At 71.0% G+C, this 14,769-nt stretch carries 19 protein-coding genes; all 19 read right to left on the bottom strand.

All coding sequences use genetic code 11. The features are described 5' to 3' along the window. Window positions 1–7: 7 nt before the first annotated feature. Window positions 8–412 (bottom strand): hypothetical protein, encoded by a 405-nt coding sequence (locus ACFVHI_RS19130; protein ID WP_380340875.1) that lies wholly within the window; start codon window positions 410–412, stop codon window positions 8–10. Further along, window positions 412–591, bottom strand: coding sequence for a hypothetical protein (locus ACFVHI_RS19125; RefSeq protein WP_380340872.1), 180 nt, complete (start codon window positions 589–591; stop codon window positions 412–414). The genes ACFVHI_RS19130 and ACFVHI_RS19125 overlap by 1 nt, the downstream gene beginning before the upstream one ends. Then, the gene (locus ACFVHI_RS19120) at window positions 588–767 is read right to left on the bottom strand and encodes a hypothetical protein (RefSeq protein WP_380340869.1); all 180 of its coding nucleotides are present in this window, start codon (window positions 765–767) and stop codon (window positions 588–590) included. The genes ACFVHI_RS19125 and ACFVHI_RS19120 overlap by 4 nt, the downstream gene beginning before the upstream one ends. Beyond that, complete coding sequence (locus ACFVHI_RS19115) at window positions 764–1,069, bottom strand: hypothetical protein (protein WP_380340866.1); 306 nt, start codon at window positions 1,067–1,069, stop codon at window positions 764–766. The genes ACFVHI_RS19120 and ACFVHI_RS19115 overlap by 4 nt, the downstream gene beginning before the upstream one ends. Before the next feature lie 11 nt (window positions 1,070–1,080). Beyond that, on the bottom strand, window positions 1,081–1,713 hold the full coding sequence (locus ACFVHI_RS19110) for a hypothetical protein (protein ID WP_380340864.1): 633 nt from the start codon (window positions 1,711–1,713) through the stop codon (window positions 1,081–1,083). After that, window positions 1,710–2,258 (bottom strand): hypothetical protein, encoded by a 549-nt coding sequence (locus tag ACFVHI_RS19105; RefSeq protein WP_380340861.1) that lies wholly within the window; start codon window positions 2,256–2,258, stop codon window positions 1,710–1,712. Before ACFVHI_RS19105 ends, ACFVHI_RS19110 begins: the two co-directional genes overlap by 4 nt. An 84-nt stretch (window positions 2,259–2,342) precedes the next feature. Next, the gene (locus tag ACFVHI_RS19100; protein WP_380340858.1) at window positions 2,343–3,095 is read right to left on the bottom strand and encodes a hypothetical protein; all 753 of its coding nucleotides are present in this window, start codon (window positions 3,093–3,095) and stop codon (window positions 2,343–2,345) included. A gap of 213 nt (window positions 3,096–3,308) precedes the next feature. Beyond that, entirely contained in the window at window positions 3,309–4,106 is a 798-nt protein-coding gene (locus tag ACFVHI_RS19095) for a hypothetical protein (RefSeq protein WP_380340855.1), read from the bottom strand. Between the two features lie 77 nt (window positions 4,107–4,183). Continuing rightward, a complete protein-coding gene (locus tag ACFVHI_RS19090) occupies window positions 4,184–4,381 on the bottom strand; it encodes a hypothetical protein (RefSeq protein WP_380340853.1) in 198 nt (65 codons plus the stop codon). After that, complete coding sequence (locus ACFVHI_RS19085; protein ID WP_380340850.1) at window positions 4,378–4,932, bottom strand: hypothetical protein; 555 nt, start codon at window positions 4,930–4,932, stop codon at window positions 4,378–4,380. The genes ACFVHI_RS19090 and ACFVHI_RS19085 overlap by 4 nt, the downstream gene beginning before the upstream one ends. A 190-nt stretch (window positions 4,933–5,122) precedes the next feature. Continuing rightward, the gene (locus ACFVHI_RS19080) at window positions 5,123–5,764 is read right to left on the bottom strand and encodes a hypothetical protein (protein ID WP_380340847.1); all 642 of its coding nucleotides are present in this window, start codon (window positions 5,762–5,764) and stop codon (window positions 5,123–5,125) included. A gap of 178 nt (window positions 5,765–5,942) precedes the next feature. Beyond that, complete coding sequence (locus tag ACFVHI_RS19075) at window positions 5,943–6,227, bottom strand: hypothetical protein (protein ID WP_380340844.1); 285 nt, start codon at window positions 6,225–6,227, stop codon at window positions 5,943–5,945. 41 nt (window positions 6,228–6,268) lie between these two features. After that, a complete protein-coding gene (locus ACFVHI_RS19070) occupies window positions 6,269–6,511 on the bottom strand; it encodes a hypothetical protein (protein ID WP_380340841.1) in 243 nt (80 codons plus the stop codon). Continuing rightward, window positions 6,511–8,358 carry a LysM peptidoglycan-binding domain-containing protein gene (locus tag ACFVHI_RS19065; protein ID WP_380340838.1) on the bottom strand — a complete coding sequence of 616 codons (1,848 nt, stop codon included), beginning with the start codon at window positions 8,356–8,358 and terminating at the stop codon, window positions 6,511–6,513. The genes ACFVHI_RS19070 and ACFVHI_RS19065 overlap by 1 nt, the downstream gene beginning before the upstream one ends. A gap of 117 nt (window positions 8,359–8,475) precedes the next feature. Further along, window positions 8,476–8,997, bottom strand: a complete 522-nt coding sequence (locus ACFVHI_RS19060; protein WP_380340835.1) for a hypothetical protein — start codon at window positions 8,995–8,997, stop codon at window positions 8,476–8,478. Beyond that, window positions 8,994–10,169, bottom strand: coding sequence for a hypothetical protein (locus ACFVHI_RS19055; RefSeq protein ID WP_380340832.1), 1,176 nt, complete (start codon window positions 10,167–10,169; stop codon window positions 8,994–8,996). Before ACFVHI_RS19055 ends, ACFVHI_RS19060 begins: the two co-directional genes overlap by 4 nt. After that, the gene (locus ACFVHI_RS19050; protein WP_380340830.1) at window positions 10,169–11,248 is read right to left on the bottom strand and encodes a hypothetical protein; all 1,080 of its coding nucleotides are present in this window, start codon (window positions 11,246–11,248) and stop codon (window positions 10,169–10,171) included. The genes ACFVHI_RS19055 and ACFVHI_RS19050 overlap by 1 nt, the downstream gene beginning before the upstream one ends. An 83-nt stretch (window positions 11,249–11,331) precedes the next feature. Beyond that, on the bottom strand, window positions 11,332–12,246 hold the full coding sequence (locus ACFVHI_RS19045) for a phage distal tail protein (protein WP_380340827.1): 915 nt from the start codon (window positions 12,244–12,246) through the stop codon (window positions 11,332–11,334). A 298-nt stretch (window positions 12,247–12,544) separates the two neighbouring features. After that, on the bottom strand, window positions 12,545–14,737 hold the full coding sequence (locus ACFVHI_RS19040; protein WP_380340824.1) for a hypothetical protein: 2,193 nt from the start codon (window positions 14,735–14,737) through the stop codon (window positions 12,545–12,547). Window positions 14,738–14,769 lie beyond the last annotated feature (32 nt).

Genomic DNA, 14,769 nt, shown 5'->3' with positions numbered 1-14,769 from the left:
TCTTCTGTTAGTAACCGGCCTCCCGCAGGGCCTTGACGATCGCCGCGTGCGTGCGGATCGACGTGACGGCGTACCCGTCCTCGACCTGGGCACGGGGCCGCTTCACGTACGCGACCCCGAACGGCATCCCGGCGTTCTTCGCCTCGGCCTCGGCCTGGCGGACGTAGGCGGCCAGGTCGTACGAACGCTCGGCCTTGTTCTCTCCGCAGAAAGGGCGAACGTTGAGATCCCCGATGTCCGCCGCGCCCTCCTGGACGTTGCGTCGGACGTTGTCCGGGTCCAGGGGGTCCTTCCATCGGACGGCGCGTTCGCCGTCCTTCCAGTCCGGCCGGTACTGGCCGAGCTGTTCATTCAGGTAGTCGGCGACTGCGGACTCCCAGGCCGTGCCCTTCGCCTTCGAGCGGTTGGCCACTAGGCGGCCACCACCGTCAGGGCAGCGCCCCGGAAGACCGCCAGGCCGGCGGCCTCCCAGTAGCGGGAGAAGTCCGGGCGCTGCCGGGCGTCGTGCAGGAACAGCAGCAGGTCGCCGGACCCGGCGAGGCGCAGGTCGCCGAGCGCCGGGGCGATGCCCAGGCCGATGCGGTAGGTCATGTCTCGCCCTCTCCCTGGCGCGGTTCACGGAAGTCGGCGGTGTGCGCGGCATCCGAGGCCCGCAACAGCCGGGCGGCGGACGCGCCGTCGGCGGCCAGCGCCCGCGCCCGGCCGTGCAGGAAGGCCCGGCGCTCCTCGGGCCGGACCTTCCACAGCGGGGTGGAGTAGTCGGTCAACGGGCCACTCCCTCCTCGGGCAGGTGAGCCCAGGAGGTCCGCCGCGCGATGTGGCGGCAGGCACGCTCGGAGATGCCGAACGCCTCGGCGAGGGCGGAGAGGCTGGCGCCCAGATCGGCGGCGCGCCGGATGGCGTAGACCTTGCGCTCGGTGAGTTTCGCCTGCGAGTTGCGGGTGCCGGCCGACGGCGGGCGCGGGGACTCGCGGAACGCCAGGCGCATGATCTCCTGCGCGCGGTCGGTACCGGGCAGGACGTTGACCAGGCGGGCCGGGATCGGCCCGGCGGGGGTGGGGGCGTGCACGGGGTCCTTCCTCATCGGGGGGTTGCGAAGGCTGCGGCCAGCTCGGCGACGGCGTCCAGGCTGTGCAGGTAGGCGCGGTTCGTCTGGTCGGGGTTGCTCAGGGCTTCCAGGCAATCGACCAGGCGCATCACCGCGTCCGCGACAGGATCGGGAGCGCGGTCGAAAATGTCCTCGGTGGCGTGCTTCATACGCTGCAAGTAGGTGCTGACGTGACGGCTCTGGGGCACCGGGACCAGGCGCGCCGTGGGGTCGGCGGCGAGTTCGGCCTCGGCCTGTTCCAGCGTCACGTCCTCCGGCTTCTCGGCCCTCGGCTTCGGCGGGTTCGCGTTGCGGTAGAACTCCGTCCACGTCTTCGCGGCCGGAAGCTCCACGTCCACACCCGGGGCCAGCTCATCGCGCGGCGGGACGTGCCCGGCCGAGGCGAGCAGATCCCACGTGGCGAGGTACCGGTGCACCGTGTGTGCTCCCTTGCCCGCTGACCTAGCAAATCCGTTGGCCGAGACCTTCACTTCGTGCCGTTTGGCACGAAGTTCACGGGCTCCCTGTCCCGTTCCCGGCTCCACGCAGCGCGCGGCGAGCATCGCTAGGAACGCCTTGCTTCCGGCCTTGCCGAACAGTTCGGCGTCGGCCTCCCAGGCGCTCACTGCTGGGCTCCCATCGCGTGGACGATCACCTGGAACGCGGCAGCCAGCTGTTCCGGCACGGTGATGTTGACGAAGCCCGGGGCGAGCTGCGACGCGGCGGGAACGCTCGGGGCCGGGGCCGGGGCCGTGCGGCGGGCGTCGGGAAGGTCCCTGATCGCGGTGGTGTAGCGCGGGGAGAGCTGGTTCTTGCCTGCCGCGATGATGTACAGGATGGCGGGGCCGGAGAGGATTCCGGCACGCGCGGCCAGCTGCTCGAAGGTCAGGCCGGTGCGGTCCCGCTGCTCCAGCAGCTCGTCCCCGCGCATACGGCTGCCGGGCATGTTCGGCAGGTGCTCACCCGCCGCGCCGGGCGCGGGCTTGTTCGCCTGTGCCCGCACGGCCGCCTCGGTCCGGCCGAGCAGCCGGGCGATCTCCGTGAAGGCAACGCCCTGAGCGCGCAGCATCGTGAGCCGGTGCTTTTCGGCGGACTCCCACGGCATACCGTGGCGGTGGTTGTTGGTCCGGGCGGCCGGCTGGTGGGCGGTGAAGGTGGTGCAGAGGTACATCGGGTTTCTCTCTCCAGGGAAAACGGGGCGGGACCGGCCTCCGAAGAAGCCGGTCCCGCTGGTGGTGCTAGTGGTGGAGCGCCGTTAGAACGGCGGCTCCTCTTCGATGGCCGTGGCCTTGGTGTCGGTGAGCGCCAGCTCGTACGGCTTGATGACCTTCACCGTGGCCTTCTGGTAGTCGACGTCCCGGCCCGCCTTGCTCGTGTACTGCACACGCTCGTTGATGAGGTGGGCCAGCGACGGGCCGCCGGAGCGGGCCAGCGCGCCCTTCAGCGCGGGCAGGTCGGCGATCATCGACCAGCCCGAGGACTTGTACCGGAAGCGGCCCAGGTCCATGGCGTGGGGAAGCGTGAAGTCGATCTCGATGCTGGGCTTGGGGCCCCGCTCCGCCTTCGCGCGGTCCCGCAGCTCGGCGATGGTGCCGGGGCAGCGGCACGGCACGCCGACGTCCTCCGGCGGGCTGAGGAACTGGCGGGTGTCGCAGTGGTGCGCGAGCTTGCCGTTCACCCACTGCTTGAAGTCCATCCGCACGGCGTCGGGGCCAGAGATGACGACCTCCACCCGGTCGGCGTCGGTCTTCACCGCCATGGCGTCCTCGGCCTCGGTCTCCCGTTCGTACGGGGTGCCGCCCAGCAGCTCCGCCACGGCCTCGGCGGTGGACGGCAGCGCGCTGGTCACCATCCACTCGTGCTGGGCAATCGGGAAACCGCCGTCGGGGGCCGCCTCGTAGTTGCGGAAGACGCCGGCCAGGTCCGGGCGGGCGGCGGCCTCTGCGCGTTCCGCGTGCTCGGCCAGCTCGGGGTCACTGTTGAAGATGTTGTCGAGTGCGTCGCTCAAGGGCATCCGTTCTGTCGGGAGGAGGGGCCACAGGTAGGGCGGCCCCGGGTTCACTAGGGGCGAGCCGGGACGGTTAACAACCCCGCTCTCCGTGCTCGCCAGGAGTGAGCCGGGGCGGTTAACAACCGTGCTCGCCAGGGTTGAGTCGGGGCGGTTAACAACCCCGGTCGCCGGCCTCGTGGAGAGTGAGCCGGGGCGGTTAACAGACCCGGGTCAGGCGGCGCGGCGCGCCGTGCCCGTCTGACGGCCGGCATCGTTGGACCAGGCGACGCGGCCGATGATCCCGGCGTCCGAGGCCCGGTCGTCCGCGAAGCGCTGGCGAAGGGTGAGGAAGCGCTCGAAGATGTCCCGGTCGATCTTCACCGGGCGGAACTCCGCGCGGGCTGGGGTGATGTGCAGCACAGCCCCGGCGTCGACCTTCGGGAACGCCTGGATCGCGCGGTCCACGGTGATCAGGTCGTCCGCGTGGGCGTAGGCCGCGAGCTGCGAGGCAACCGAGGTGTAGACCGACTTGGCGGTCTTCAGGTCGCCCAGGATCGTCTTGCCGTTGATCTTCACGATGAAGTCGAAACTCCCCGCGTACTGGTGCTCACGCGACCACGCCACGTCCTCCGCGTACAGCAGCTCGGGCTGGTAGCGGTCGAGCCACGCCTCAATGTGCGGCACGTACGGCTCCACGTCGTGGTGCGGGTACGGCACCTCTTCGCCGCGCAGCCGCAGCTCGAAGAAGTCATGCACAAGGCTGCCGACGTCAGCACGGACCTTGGTGTAGCGCTTGGCCGAGTACGTGAGGAAGTCGACGGCGGCCTGGCGGTCACGGGCGGCAATGCGCTGGACGACCTCCAGGTCCGTGACGGCGCACTCAGCTGCCATGCTCGCTGACCACGTCTGGAGGAAGGGCTTGGCCTCCATGGACAGGATGCTCGTCACCGACGGGGCGAGATCGCCCGACTCGGGGTGGACGTAGTAGCGCGAGCCCTTCTGGTGGATCGTGCGGACGCCTTCGGACATGCTCTCTCTCTTCTCTGTGGCTGGGCATGGGAAAGGCCCGCCCCGGGGATCGGGACGGGCCGAAGGGTGAGAGGCCGTCAGGCCGCGGTGGCGAGCGACGGCAGGGTGTCCGAGAAGCCGGGCACCTCCGCCTCGACCCGGGCGTTCGCCGCCTGCTCGTCGGTCTCCCGCTCGTCAGGGGTGAGCGGGTCCGGTACGGGGGTGTAGATGAAGACGATGTTCTCGATTGCGGTGGCGGTGCGGTCGATCGCGTCGATGCGGTCGCGCAGGGTCATGCGGTGGCCTCCAGGGCTTCGCGGATTCGGGTGTGGAAGGCGGCGAGGGAGCCCGTGTTCGGGACGGTCCGGTCGGCGTGCTTGGGGCCGAGCTGTTCGCTCGGGTGGTCGCCGTCGGCCCCGCCCCGGTCGATGAACCAGACCGCGAACCCGGCCGAGCGCAGCGCGTCCACCTCGTTGTCGAAGCGCACGTCGGTGACCACGACGGGCCCGCCGGCCGCTGCGGCGGCGCGGTGCAGGTGCCCGATCCAGAAGCCGGGGCCGACGTGACGGCGCACGCCCTCGGTCCCGAGCCGCTGAAGGAACCGCCGAGCCTCTGGGAACCGGTCCTTCACCGTCTCCCAGCCGTAGCGGTCCACCGCGTCGGCCAGGTGGACCGGGACCGGGGCATTCACGCCCAGCAGCTCGGTGCCCACCACCGGATCGACGTCGTACGCCATCACCTTCAGCGGGTCGGCCAGCGCGAGCCTCACGTACCCGTACCCGGCCAGGACCGAGGCCGCCGTGTCCTTGCCGGACCTCGCCCGGCCGATCAGTGCGATGTTCTTCACGGCACACCTCCTCGCAACCGTTTAGGCCCGCCGGTTAACAACCGGCCCGGCGGCCGAGTGCCGGACAACCCGGTGCACTCCTCCGCAACCGTCTAGACGTGCCGGTTAACAACCGCGCCGACGGCCCCGGAACGCGAAAAGACCCCGCCCTCCCCGGGGTGGGGAAGACGGGGCCCGGGGAGCCGGGGTGTCAGCCCAGGGACTCCTCCAGCGCGAGCAGCGCCGCACGGGTCTCGGCGAGTTCCTGACGGAGCAGTTCCTCCGACCTGGCATCCGCGCCGTCGAACAGGTCCGGAGCCAGCGCGGTAGCAAGCCGGTGGATTGCGTGGACCACCTCTGCGCCGTCGGCCGGCGCGATGGTGGGCTCGTCGGCGGACAGGAGGGCGCCGAGCTTCTGAAGCGAGATCCGGCGGTTGTAGCGGGCGATCCGGATCTCTCGCTGAGCCTTCGGGATGATCTTGTAGTACTCGAAGATCTCGTCGGAGGAGGAGAAACCCGGGAAGAGGCGTTCCCGCTCCTCGGGGTGGTCATCGAGTTGGCGGATGAAGGTGACGCGGGCCGGGGAGAGGGCTTCGCGGATTGCCTGGGCCAGACTCTCCCGCTCTCTCGCCACCTTCTTCCGTTCGTCCATGGGGGCAAGCCGTGGAGGGGCGAACCCGATGGCGTCCAGGAGGTCCGCCATCCATGCCCGCGCCAGCCCCCCGCTACGGCGCAGGTCGGGCAGGCCCTTCGGAGTTTTGAACAGCAGCGTTGTCTGGAGCACGACCTCTGCGACAGGGCCGCAGTCGCGCGTCTCCTTTGCTACGACAGCCAGTGGCAGCGCCTTGTCCATCAACCCCTGAGCGCCAGGGACCTCCTGCCAGCCGGGGGTCGGCTTCTTCCGGGGCATGGGTTCCTCTCGATCGACGGGGCCGTTGTGCAACCAACGACGCCCGCCACCCATTCCACCACGCGGGCCCCGTGAACGAGGAAAGGGCCCCGACCCGTCCGAAGACGAGCCGGGGCCCGGTTCAGCGCTTGCTCTTCATGCCGTCGCCCTGCGGCGGGGAGACGGTCTGCGGGGCGGGGTGGGGGCAGTCGCAGCACTCGGCGAGGGCCGCCGCGCGGGCGGCCTCGCTGTTGGCGGCATCGGTGGCGTGCGTGACGACGCGCTTACCCGCGGAGTGGCCGGCGGCCATCGTGGCGATGGTCAGCAGCAGGCCGATGACGGCCTCGTTGGTCTGGATTCCGGCGAGCTTGGGCACGACGGTGCCCAGCGCGGTCAGCGCAGCGATGACGGCCGACCGCGCCTTCACCGGGTTCTCGGTGATCCAGATCTTCAGCTCTTCGATGGTGGTCAGCCCTTCAGCCGTGCGACGACATCGGTGATCAGTGCGGTGCCTCCGGCGAGCCCGGAGGCGACGACGCCGTAACGCCAGCGTTCCAACGCGCGGACGCGGTCCTCGTGGTCTTCCAGGACCGCGTCCACGGTGTCGCGGCTCTGGGCGAGCGAGCGGACGTCCTCCCGGACGCCCACCAGCTCGTCGTAGATCTCGCGTGGTCCGATCACCACGCCGCCGAGCTGTTCATCTCGGGCCATCAGTAGCCCCCTGCGTTCCAGGCGATCGACTCGAACGAGCCGTAGGTCGCGTTCGCGTAGCGGACCCCGGCGATGATCGAGTCGACCGGGTTGAGGATGTCGCGGTGGCCGGGCAGTGAGTAGGTGTCGAAGGTCGGCCGGATGGTCTGGAGGAGGCCGTACGTCCCGCCGTACAGGGCCTCGTTGCTGTCCCAGTGGTTTTCGGCGGCCGGGTTGCCGCCGGACTCGACCATGGCGCGGTGCTCGATCGCCGCCGCGCTGGGGACGGGGTCGCCGTTCGCGCGCAGGATGTCCCGGGCCTCCTCGATCCACCCGGCCAGGTCGTTCGAGTAGCCGGTGCTCGGGGCTGGACTCTCCTCGACCGGCGGGGCCGGGAGGGTGCTCGGTCCGGCCGGCGTGGCCGCGTCGGGCTCCGGCGTCGGAGCGGCAGGCTTCGACGTCTTCGGTGCGGCCGGGCGGCGCGGGACCGGGGCGGAGCCGTCCGGGATCACGATGTCCTGGCCTGGGAAGATCAGGTCGGGGTTCGCCACGGTGGAGGTGTTCGCGGCGACCAGGGCTTCCAGGGTGACGCGGTAGCACGCGGCGATGTCCCACAGGGTGTCGCCGGGTACGACGGTGTGGACCGGCGGCGCGGCGGCTCCGGCCGGGGCGGTCGGCAGGCTGACGACCTGCCCGACCTCGATGCGGTCCGGGTCGGTGATCTGCGGGTTGGCGTTGGCCACGGCGTCCAGGCCGACGCCGTAGCGCGCGGCGATGGCGGACAGGGTGTCGCCCGCCGCGACGGTGTGGGTGGCCGCGCCCGGGGCCGGGGTGGGCAGCGGGTCCGGGCTCGGGGTCGGCTGCGGGGTCTCGGTCGGCGCGGGCTCGACGGGGGCCGGGGTCTCGGTCGGCTCCGGTGCGGGGGTTGCCGGGGCGGCGGTCGCCGACGCGGATGCGGCGGGGACGGTGATCTGCTGGCCCTCGGTGATCCGGTCCGGGTTGTCGATCTGGGGGTTCAGGGAGAGCAGCCCGGCAACCGTGGTGCCCAGCGCCACGGCGATGCCGCCCAGGGTCATGCCCCGGCGGACGGTGATCGTGCGGGTGGCCGGCGGCTGCGGCGCGGGGGCGTCACCGAACTCCGTGAGGAGGCGGGCGAGCTGCTTGGGGCCGGGGATTCCGTCGGCGCTGTCGGTGTCGCCGATCTTGTACTGCCAGGCACGGAAGCTCTCGGTGTCCGCACTGCCCCACACGGGGCCGGGGCCCTGGGTGTAGCGGGAGCAACCCGCGCGGACCAGGGCGCGGCCCATCTCGGTGATGTGCTCGCCGCGCGAACCCGGGCCGTACGGTCGGCCGTTGATGGTGACGGCCTGACCAGTCGACGGGATGGTGGTGGTGCCGCCGGAGGTGAAGGCGGGGCGGCCGGCCCCGAGGACGACCGAGCGAGGGCGGGTCTTGCGGGCGACGCAGCCGCCGGAGCCCTGACCCGCGCCGGAGGTGCGGGCGGTGTTGCCCTCCACGGTTTTCACCTGCTGGCCGGGGGCGGAGTCCTCCAGGACGATGCCGACGTGGTCGGCGGTGGGACCGCCGTCCCAGCTGAAGAAGACGATGTCGCCGCGCTTGAACGCGGCGTCGCGGGCGTACCACTGGCCCTTGTTGCGGAATGCCTGGACGTGGGAGGGGCAGTAGGCGTACCGGCCGACCGCTGCGGCCTCGCCGCCCTTGTCGGCGCACCAGCTGACGAACATGTCGCAGAAGGGCTGATGGTTGAGCCCGTACCACGTCCCGAAGGGTGTGTCGTAGTACTTGCCGTTCGGGCTGAGGCCGCCCCGGTAGTTCTGGTCGGCCCACCGCAGGGCCTCGGTGATCATTGCTTCGCGGGAGATAAGTAAGTCCTTCTGGGCATAGCTGGACCACCTACGCACATGGAGAGACCCGGCACACGTGTGCCGGGTCTTCTCGCGTGGGTAGGGGCAGGGATGTGGAGGTCAGGCGTAGCCGGGTGGGATCGGTACGGGGGTCCAGGTGCCGGCTTCGGTGGCCTGGGGTGCCTGGCTGAACGGGAGGGCTATGGCGATGCCGGGGTCGACGGTGCCGCCGCCTTCGACGTCGGTGCGGGTCTGGAGGAGGAGGCGCTGCCATTCGCCGGGCTGGCCGCCTCCGGTCGGCAAGATCCAGTCCAAGCGGGCCCAGCCGTTGTTGAGCGCGTCGCCGGTGTACTGCCACTGCGTGGTGACCGCGCGGGCCTTGTCGACGTCGAACAGGCGGAGCCAGACGCCTGCGCCCTGTTTGGCCGAGACGCGGCAGTCCAGGCGCAGGACGGGGTGGGCGATGCCGGCCGTCGGGATGGTGGCGGCGGCGCGCCAGGTGGTGCCCACGTCCAGGCCGGGGCGGTAGGGGGTCATGGGCAGTACCGCGCCGAGCGCGCTTGCGGTGCGCTCCATCGCGGACAGGCGGGTGTCGATGCCCTGGAACTCGTCCGCCAGGGTCGGCCGGCCGTAGACGGTCATGCGGCCATCTCCAGCTCGCCCTTCACCCAGTCGTCCACGCGCTCGAAGATCGTGACGGGGACGAGGGTGAGGGTGGTCTCCTCGCCGCTGCGGGAGGCCTTGGTGTTGATTTCCTGGATCACGTACTCGGCGTCGATGCCGGGCCAGCGGGCGGTGCGGGCGCGGACGCGGATCTTGTGGCCGACGCGCAGCTCGGCGGCGGTGTACTCGCCGCCCGGGTGGAGTGTGATCTCGGGGACGATGAGGGGGAACGCTCCGACGGCGGTCATGCGCTCGGCCTGCGCGGTGAGCGTTTCGGTCCTGACCACGGAGTTGTTCGTGGCGATGGACGCGAGGCGGGGGATGCGGCGGCCGTCCTCGGTTTCGAGCTGGCCGTTGTACCACCAGCTCTTGAGCTGGCCCCAGCCTTCGCCCGCGCCGTTGACGCCAGTCTCGGTGCACATCTGATCGCCGTCGGACGTCACGGAGGTGACGGTGCAGTTGGTGCCGTGCTCCAGGACGATGCCGGTCGCCTCGCCCCCGGCCGGGTACAGGAAGCGGAAGCGGTTGCGGATCGCGTGGGCGTCCACGTCCCAGTCGTGGTCGATGCGGAAGTCGAAGCCCTTGATCACGCCCGCCAGTTGCTCGACGGCCTCACCGACGCTCTTCCACTCGAACCAGGGGTAGGTGCGTTCGCGCTTCATGGTGTTCAGGTCGGGGTCGAAGGTGAGTGCGCCGGGTCCGTTGCTGCCCCAGTAGCCGGGGCGGCCGGGGGCGACGGGTGAGGGGGTGTCGGCGAACTGCTGGATCAACTCGCGGGCGATGGTGGTCTGTTCGCGCGGTGTGGTGCCGGTGCTGTACCCGAGGTTGATCATGTTTCTGCGGTAGTAGTCCCACAGGCCGACGCAGCCGAGCGTCATCTCCTCGGCGGCCAGGTCCACGGACCAGGTCAGCAGCGGGCCGCCCCACAGGACGCGGCTGCCGCGCTGGACGTGGGCGATGATGCGCCACGGCGAGATGAGCGACCAGTCCAGTCCCTCCAGGGGCTCGGCGTTCAGCGGCACGGTGAAGCTGGCGGCCCCGGGGGCGTTGAGGATGGAGCGGTAGTTCAGCCCCGAGACGGGCAGCTCGGCCAGCAGAGCGCCGCCCTTGAACTCGGAGAGGATCACGCGGTAGCCGTTGTCGCCCGCCATCAGGCCGCCAGGGTGACGACGGCGTCGGCGTAGGACGTCCAGGCGGCCGTGAGCTTGACGTTGTTGTTCAGCGTGTACTCCGGGGCGCAGGTCGCGGAGACGTCCAGCGGTGCCCCGGCGGGCACCCGGATGGTGGCGCTTCCCCGGGCGTCGTGGGTGTCACCGGCCCTGGTGTACTGCGGGCGGCCCGCGCGGCGGCGCTCGCCGTGGCCGACGAGCATCGGGATGACCCAGCCCTCGCCGAACTCACCCCGGTAGGTCGCCTCGAAGGACACCGTCACCAGCCGGGGGTAGGGGGCCGCCGGAGCGGTGAAGACGTGCCAGGCGTCGTCGCCCCACGATCCGTCTCCCGCCTGGTAGACGGCGTCCAGCCGGACCGCGCCGGGGACGAGGGGGGCGGTGGTGCCGGGGCCGGTGACCTTGTGCAGGGCGGTGCTCGCCGAGTCGTAGACCAGAGAGCCGGCCGGGGCCCCGGTGGCGGCCTGGGCAACGCCCTGAGCACCGGCGGTGCGCAGGTGGCGCAGCGGCGTGGTGTCGAGCTGCCCGGCGGGCACGAAGCGCACGTCCTCGATCCCGGTGATCCCGGTTTTGGAGATGCTGACGACGGCCAGGCGGATGCAGTTGGACGGCACGGGCCAGTCCTGCGCACCCGGGGTTGACTCGGCGAGGACGGCGATGGACCAGCCGCGCGCGCCCTCCTTGGTCACCTGCGTGCCGGAGGCCGCGGTGGCGTAGGGGGTGCCGTCGGAGGCGTAGGTGACCGGCTGCATGTACTGGTCGGCGGTGGTGCGGATGTCCATCAGCAGCGGGCCCGCCGGGGCGCTGTCCGGGTCGGCGAAGGCCACCACCAGGTCGGCGCGCGCGGCCTCACCGGGTTTTGGGGTGGAGCACTGGAGCTGGATCGACGAGTCCAGGTTGGCGAAGTGGACGGCGCCCTTGTGGGACACGGCGACGTCGTCGGGCAGCCATACCGAGCCCGCCGCGACGGACACGCGCGGGGTCGGGTGGTCGACCTTCTCGACCAGTAGGGCGGTGGGGCCGGACACGCCGACGTGGGCGCCCCGGGTTCCGCCGATCATCGTCCGAAGATCAAGCGCGTCGTACCTGCCTTGCTGAATGAAGAGCGGGGCGCGGAGTTCAACAGCCAAAGAGAGAGGGGTCCTTACATCCAGGCGGAGCGCCACTGCACGTCCGCCGTGACCCCGTCGGGGCCTTCCAGTACGTCGAGTTGAAGGGTGCTTGCGCCGGGCGGGACGGAGAACCAGGTGGAGGCCTGGTCGACCTGCCCGAAGCGCGATGCGCCGTTGAGGGTGATGCGGCGGCGGCCCATGTCGACGACCAGGGCGTCGCCCCGGCCGACCCGGAGCCCCCTGGCGGCGAAGCGCTTGCGGTCGCCGCCGTGGACGAGGGTCAGCGACGGGTCGCGGATCTCGCCGGTGCGCGGGGTGAGCCGGATGACGGGCCAGGTGTCGACCGAGCCCGCATTGGTGATGTCCGGCGCGGCTCGGGCGGTGGGCCCGGTGCCCATGTCGAAGGGGAACGTCAAAGGAAAGATCGGCCGGCCGCCCCGGGGGACGGCCACCGCTACGGTCGCGGTCGCCTCGTCGGCCGAGTACAGCCGGGGGTCGGTGGCCACCAGCTCGACCGTGGCGCGGCGGCGGCCGGCGTGGAAGTCCCGGTCGATGGTGACGTTGCGCTTGCGGACCCGGGCCATGATCCGGGCCTTCCCGCCGGCCACCCCGGGGAACGCGAACTCGAAGGGCCGCTCGTCGCCGCCGGGGGCGAACGCGGCCAGCAGGGCGGGCAGTTCGTGGTCATCCAGGGCGAGCATGGTCAGGGTGACGGTGCGGGCGCCCATGTAGTCGGTGCCCGGGGTCAGGCCGTCGCGCTGGAGCAGTTCGGCGTCACTGCTGCGGACGTCGGGTGCGTCCAGGAGGCCGGCCACCTCCTCCAGGACGACGGATGATCCCTCACCGAGCAGCAGCCCACCCCACGTCGCCGTCCAGGGCTGGCCGGTGTAGGGGTTGTGGGCGCTGGGCTGGGGGCCGATGCTCGGCAGCTTCGGCGGTGGCAGCACCGGCAGGGTGCGGAAGGTGACCGCCTCCGACCAGGCGTCCAGGCCGTCCCCGGTGCTGTGGTAGCGGACCCGGTACTCGGTGTCCGGTTCCAGAGGCGGGTCGTCGCCCAGCGGGCCGCCGTCGCCGATGACGGCCGAGCCCGGCCACGTGGGGTCCTCGGCGTCGTAATGCGCTTTGCCGGTGGTGGTGTTGGTGCTTTCGATGTCCGTCCACGCGCCTGCCGTCTTCTCGAAGAAGACGCGGGCGCTGGTGGAGGTGACGTCGCCGATGAAAGGTGGGGAGAGAGCCCCGATCTTGCTACCTCCCCGAGGTCTTCAGCTCCCACGCGATCTGCTTGCCGATCTCGTGGGGGTTGGCGTTGGTGGTGGCGTTGACGGTGATGCGCGGGCCGTAGCGCTCCCGGCCCGCCTTGGAAGCGGTGTCCGGATGGCGCAGCCCGGCTGCGGCGCGCTGGCCGTAGCCGTAGGAGTCCAGCGAGCGAAGCCCCGTGGCGACCGGGCGAATGGCCTGCTCCAGCGGGCTCACGTACGCGGAGGCCCGAAGGGCGGTCGGCATGGCGAAGGCCGCCATCGGCGCGGCCATCAGCGAGCGCGGCGCGGCGGCCGGGGCGGCAGCGGGCGCGCTGGCCTTGAAGGGGTTGAGGCTGCCGACGATGCCGGAGACGATGCCGCCGACGCTGATCGACTTCATGCCGTTGACCAGGCCCTGGATCGCCGACTTGCCCTTGTCGTACAGGAGGCCGCCCAGGTCGCCGATCGCGCCGAGGATCTTGCCCGGGAGGCTGGAGACGTACGAGACCACCGTGGAGATCCCGGACGACACGCCGCTGGCGATGTTCGACCAGGCCGAAGTCACCGCGTTGACACAGGAGTTCCAGGCGGACGACGTCCACGACTGGACGTTGCGCCAGGCTGTCGAGACGGCGTTGCCCACGGAGGACGCCGCCGAAGAGACGGCGGACGTCACGGACGACCAGGCCGACGAGGTCCAGGAGGTCACGGACGACCAGGTGCTGGAAGTCCAAGAAGAAACGTTTCTCCAGGCGGTCGAGACGGCAGAGGCCACGGCGCTGGCCGCCGAGGAGACGGTGGACGTCACGGACGACCAGCACGAGGCCGTCCACGAGGTCACGGCGGACCAGGCTGCGGAGGTGGCGGACGTCAGTCCGTCCCAGGCTGCTTGGACGGCGTGCCAGGCTGCCACGGCGGCGACCGCCAGGGCGTTCCAGGCGGTCATCGTGATGTCGAAGCCGACGACCAGGGCTCGCAAGCCCAGGTCGACCAACCGCATCATGGCGGCCGTGGCCTGGGCGTTGTCCTTGAAGACCTGGAAGAACTGGCGCAGGGTGTCCGCGAACCACGAGATCGACGCGGCGATCTCGGGCGAGAACTGAACCGCCAGGGAGGCGAGCCCCTGGAGAACCGCGTCCAGGACACCGACCAGGGGGCCGAGGACCAGCTTGAGCCGGTCGCCCCCGTTGGCCAGGACAAGAAAAAAAAGACCGAGGCTGGCCCCGATGCCGACGAGCGCCTTGGGCAACTCGTCGGTGAACGCCCGCATCCCGGGCGACAGCATCGCCGCCGTCAACTTCGGGAAGAGCGTGTCAGTGAAGGCGGTGACCGACTTCACCATGGGGCGGACGTACTGCGCCCCGGCGTCGAAAAACGCCTTGAACTGCGGTTCGGCCTGCTTGAACCAGGCCGTGACATCCTTTACGGAACCGCCAAGTTCCTTGCGGATGGCGGAAGTTGCGGGTTGCAGCGCCTTCGAGGCGCTGGTCATCGCGTCCTCGGCGGCCTTGCCGAGGTCCTTCATGTTGCCCGCCGCAGCGATGGCCGCAAGGCCAAGCGGCAGGACCGGCAGGGCCGCCAGCGCCAGGACGCCGACCAGTCCGGAGGCGACGACCGTCACCCACGAGGCGATGGCCGTGACCAGCACCAGCAGCGGTGCTGCTGCGGCGGCGGACTGGGCGAAACCCGCCGCCATGCCGAGCGTGCCCTGTGCGGCCGAGCTGATGCCCGAGCCGATGCCCTGGAGGGCGGAGGCCGTCTGCTCTATCGAGAGCGTGAACAGCCGGCCGAAGTTGCGGGCGACCTCCGCGGCCCCCGAACCGGCCTCCCGCAGACCGGACTTGATCCGGTCGAGTCCGCCTCTGGCGAGGTGGACGTTGATGCCCAGCCGCCAGCGGCGGCCGGTGAACGCCCGGATCTGGGCCTCGGCCGGCGCGGTGTCCGCGTCCGCCCGAACCCTCGCTCGTCGCTCGCGGGTGAGCGCCGCGATCCGGGCTGCGGCCTCCGCCGTGTCGGCGAAGACGTTGACCCTGACCTGGTGGTCGTGGGTCAGCTCCCGCAGCCGGGCGTTCACACCCGTGGTGTCAAGGTCGAGCTTGACGGAGAGCTTGGTGTAGCGCTCCAGCATCTCCAGGTACCGCTTCAAGCGGTCCCGGAAGCCGTCGGTGTCCGGCAGGACGCGCACATGGAGGCGTCCCACCTCTTTGCCGCCGGGACCGGCCACAGGCTCAC

Source organism: Kitasatospora sp. NPDC127121 (assembly GCF_042677305.1).
Taxonomy (GTDB): domain Bacteria; phylum Actinomycetota; class Actinomycetes; order Streptomycetales; family Streptomycetaceae; genus Kitasatospora.
This window is presented reverse-complemented; position numbering and strand designations above follow the sequence as displayed.

Bases quoted from the DNA above. Each gene is read 5' to 3' on its own strand.
- ACFVHI_RS19125 (WP_380340872.1), bottom strand. From the start codon at position 591: ATGACCTACCGCATCGGCCTGGGCATCGCCCCGGCGCTCGGCGACCTG.
- ACFVHI_RS19105 (WP_380340861.1), bottom strand. From the start codon at position 2,258: ATGTACCTCTGCACCACCTTCACCGCCCACCAGCCGGCCGCCCGGACC.
- ACFVHI_RS19095 (WP_380340855.1), bottom strand. From the start codon at position 4,106: ATGTCCGAAGGCGTCCGCACGATCCACCAGAAGGGCTCGCGCTACTAC.
- ACFVHI_RS19090 (WP_380340853.1), bottom strand. From the start codon at position 4,381: ATGACCCTGCGCGACCGCATCGACGCGATCGACCGCACCGCCACCGCA.
- ACFVHI_RS19080 (WP_380340847.1), bottom strand. From the start codon at position 5,764: ATGGACAAGGCGCTGCCACTGGCTGTCGTAGCAAAGGAGACGCGCGAC.
- ACFVHI_RS19070 (WP_380340841.1), bottom strand. From the start codon at position 6,511: ATGGCCCGAGATGAACAGCTCGGCGGCGTGGTGATCGGACCACGCGAG.
- ACFVHI_RS19065 (WP_380340838.1), bottom strand. From the start codon at position 8,358: ATGATCACCGAGGCCCTGCGGTGGGCCGACCAGAACTACCGGGGCGGC.
- ACFVHI_RS19060 (WP_380340835.1), bottom strand. From the start codon at position 8,997: ATGACCGTCTACGGCCGGCCGACCCTGGCGGACGAGTTCCAGGGCATC.
- ACFVHI_RS19055 (WP_380340832.1), bottom strand. From the start codon at position 10,169: ATGGCGGGCGACAACGGCTACCGCGTGATCCTCTCCGAGTTCAAGGGC.
- ACFVHI_RS19050 (WP_380340830.1), bottom strand. From the start codon at position 11,248: ATGATCGGCGGAACCCGGGGCGCCCACGTCGGCGTGTCCGGCCCCACC.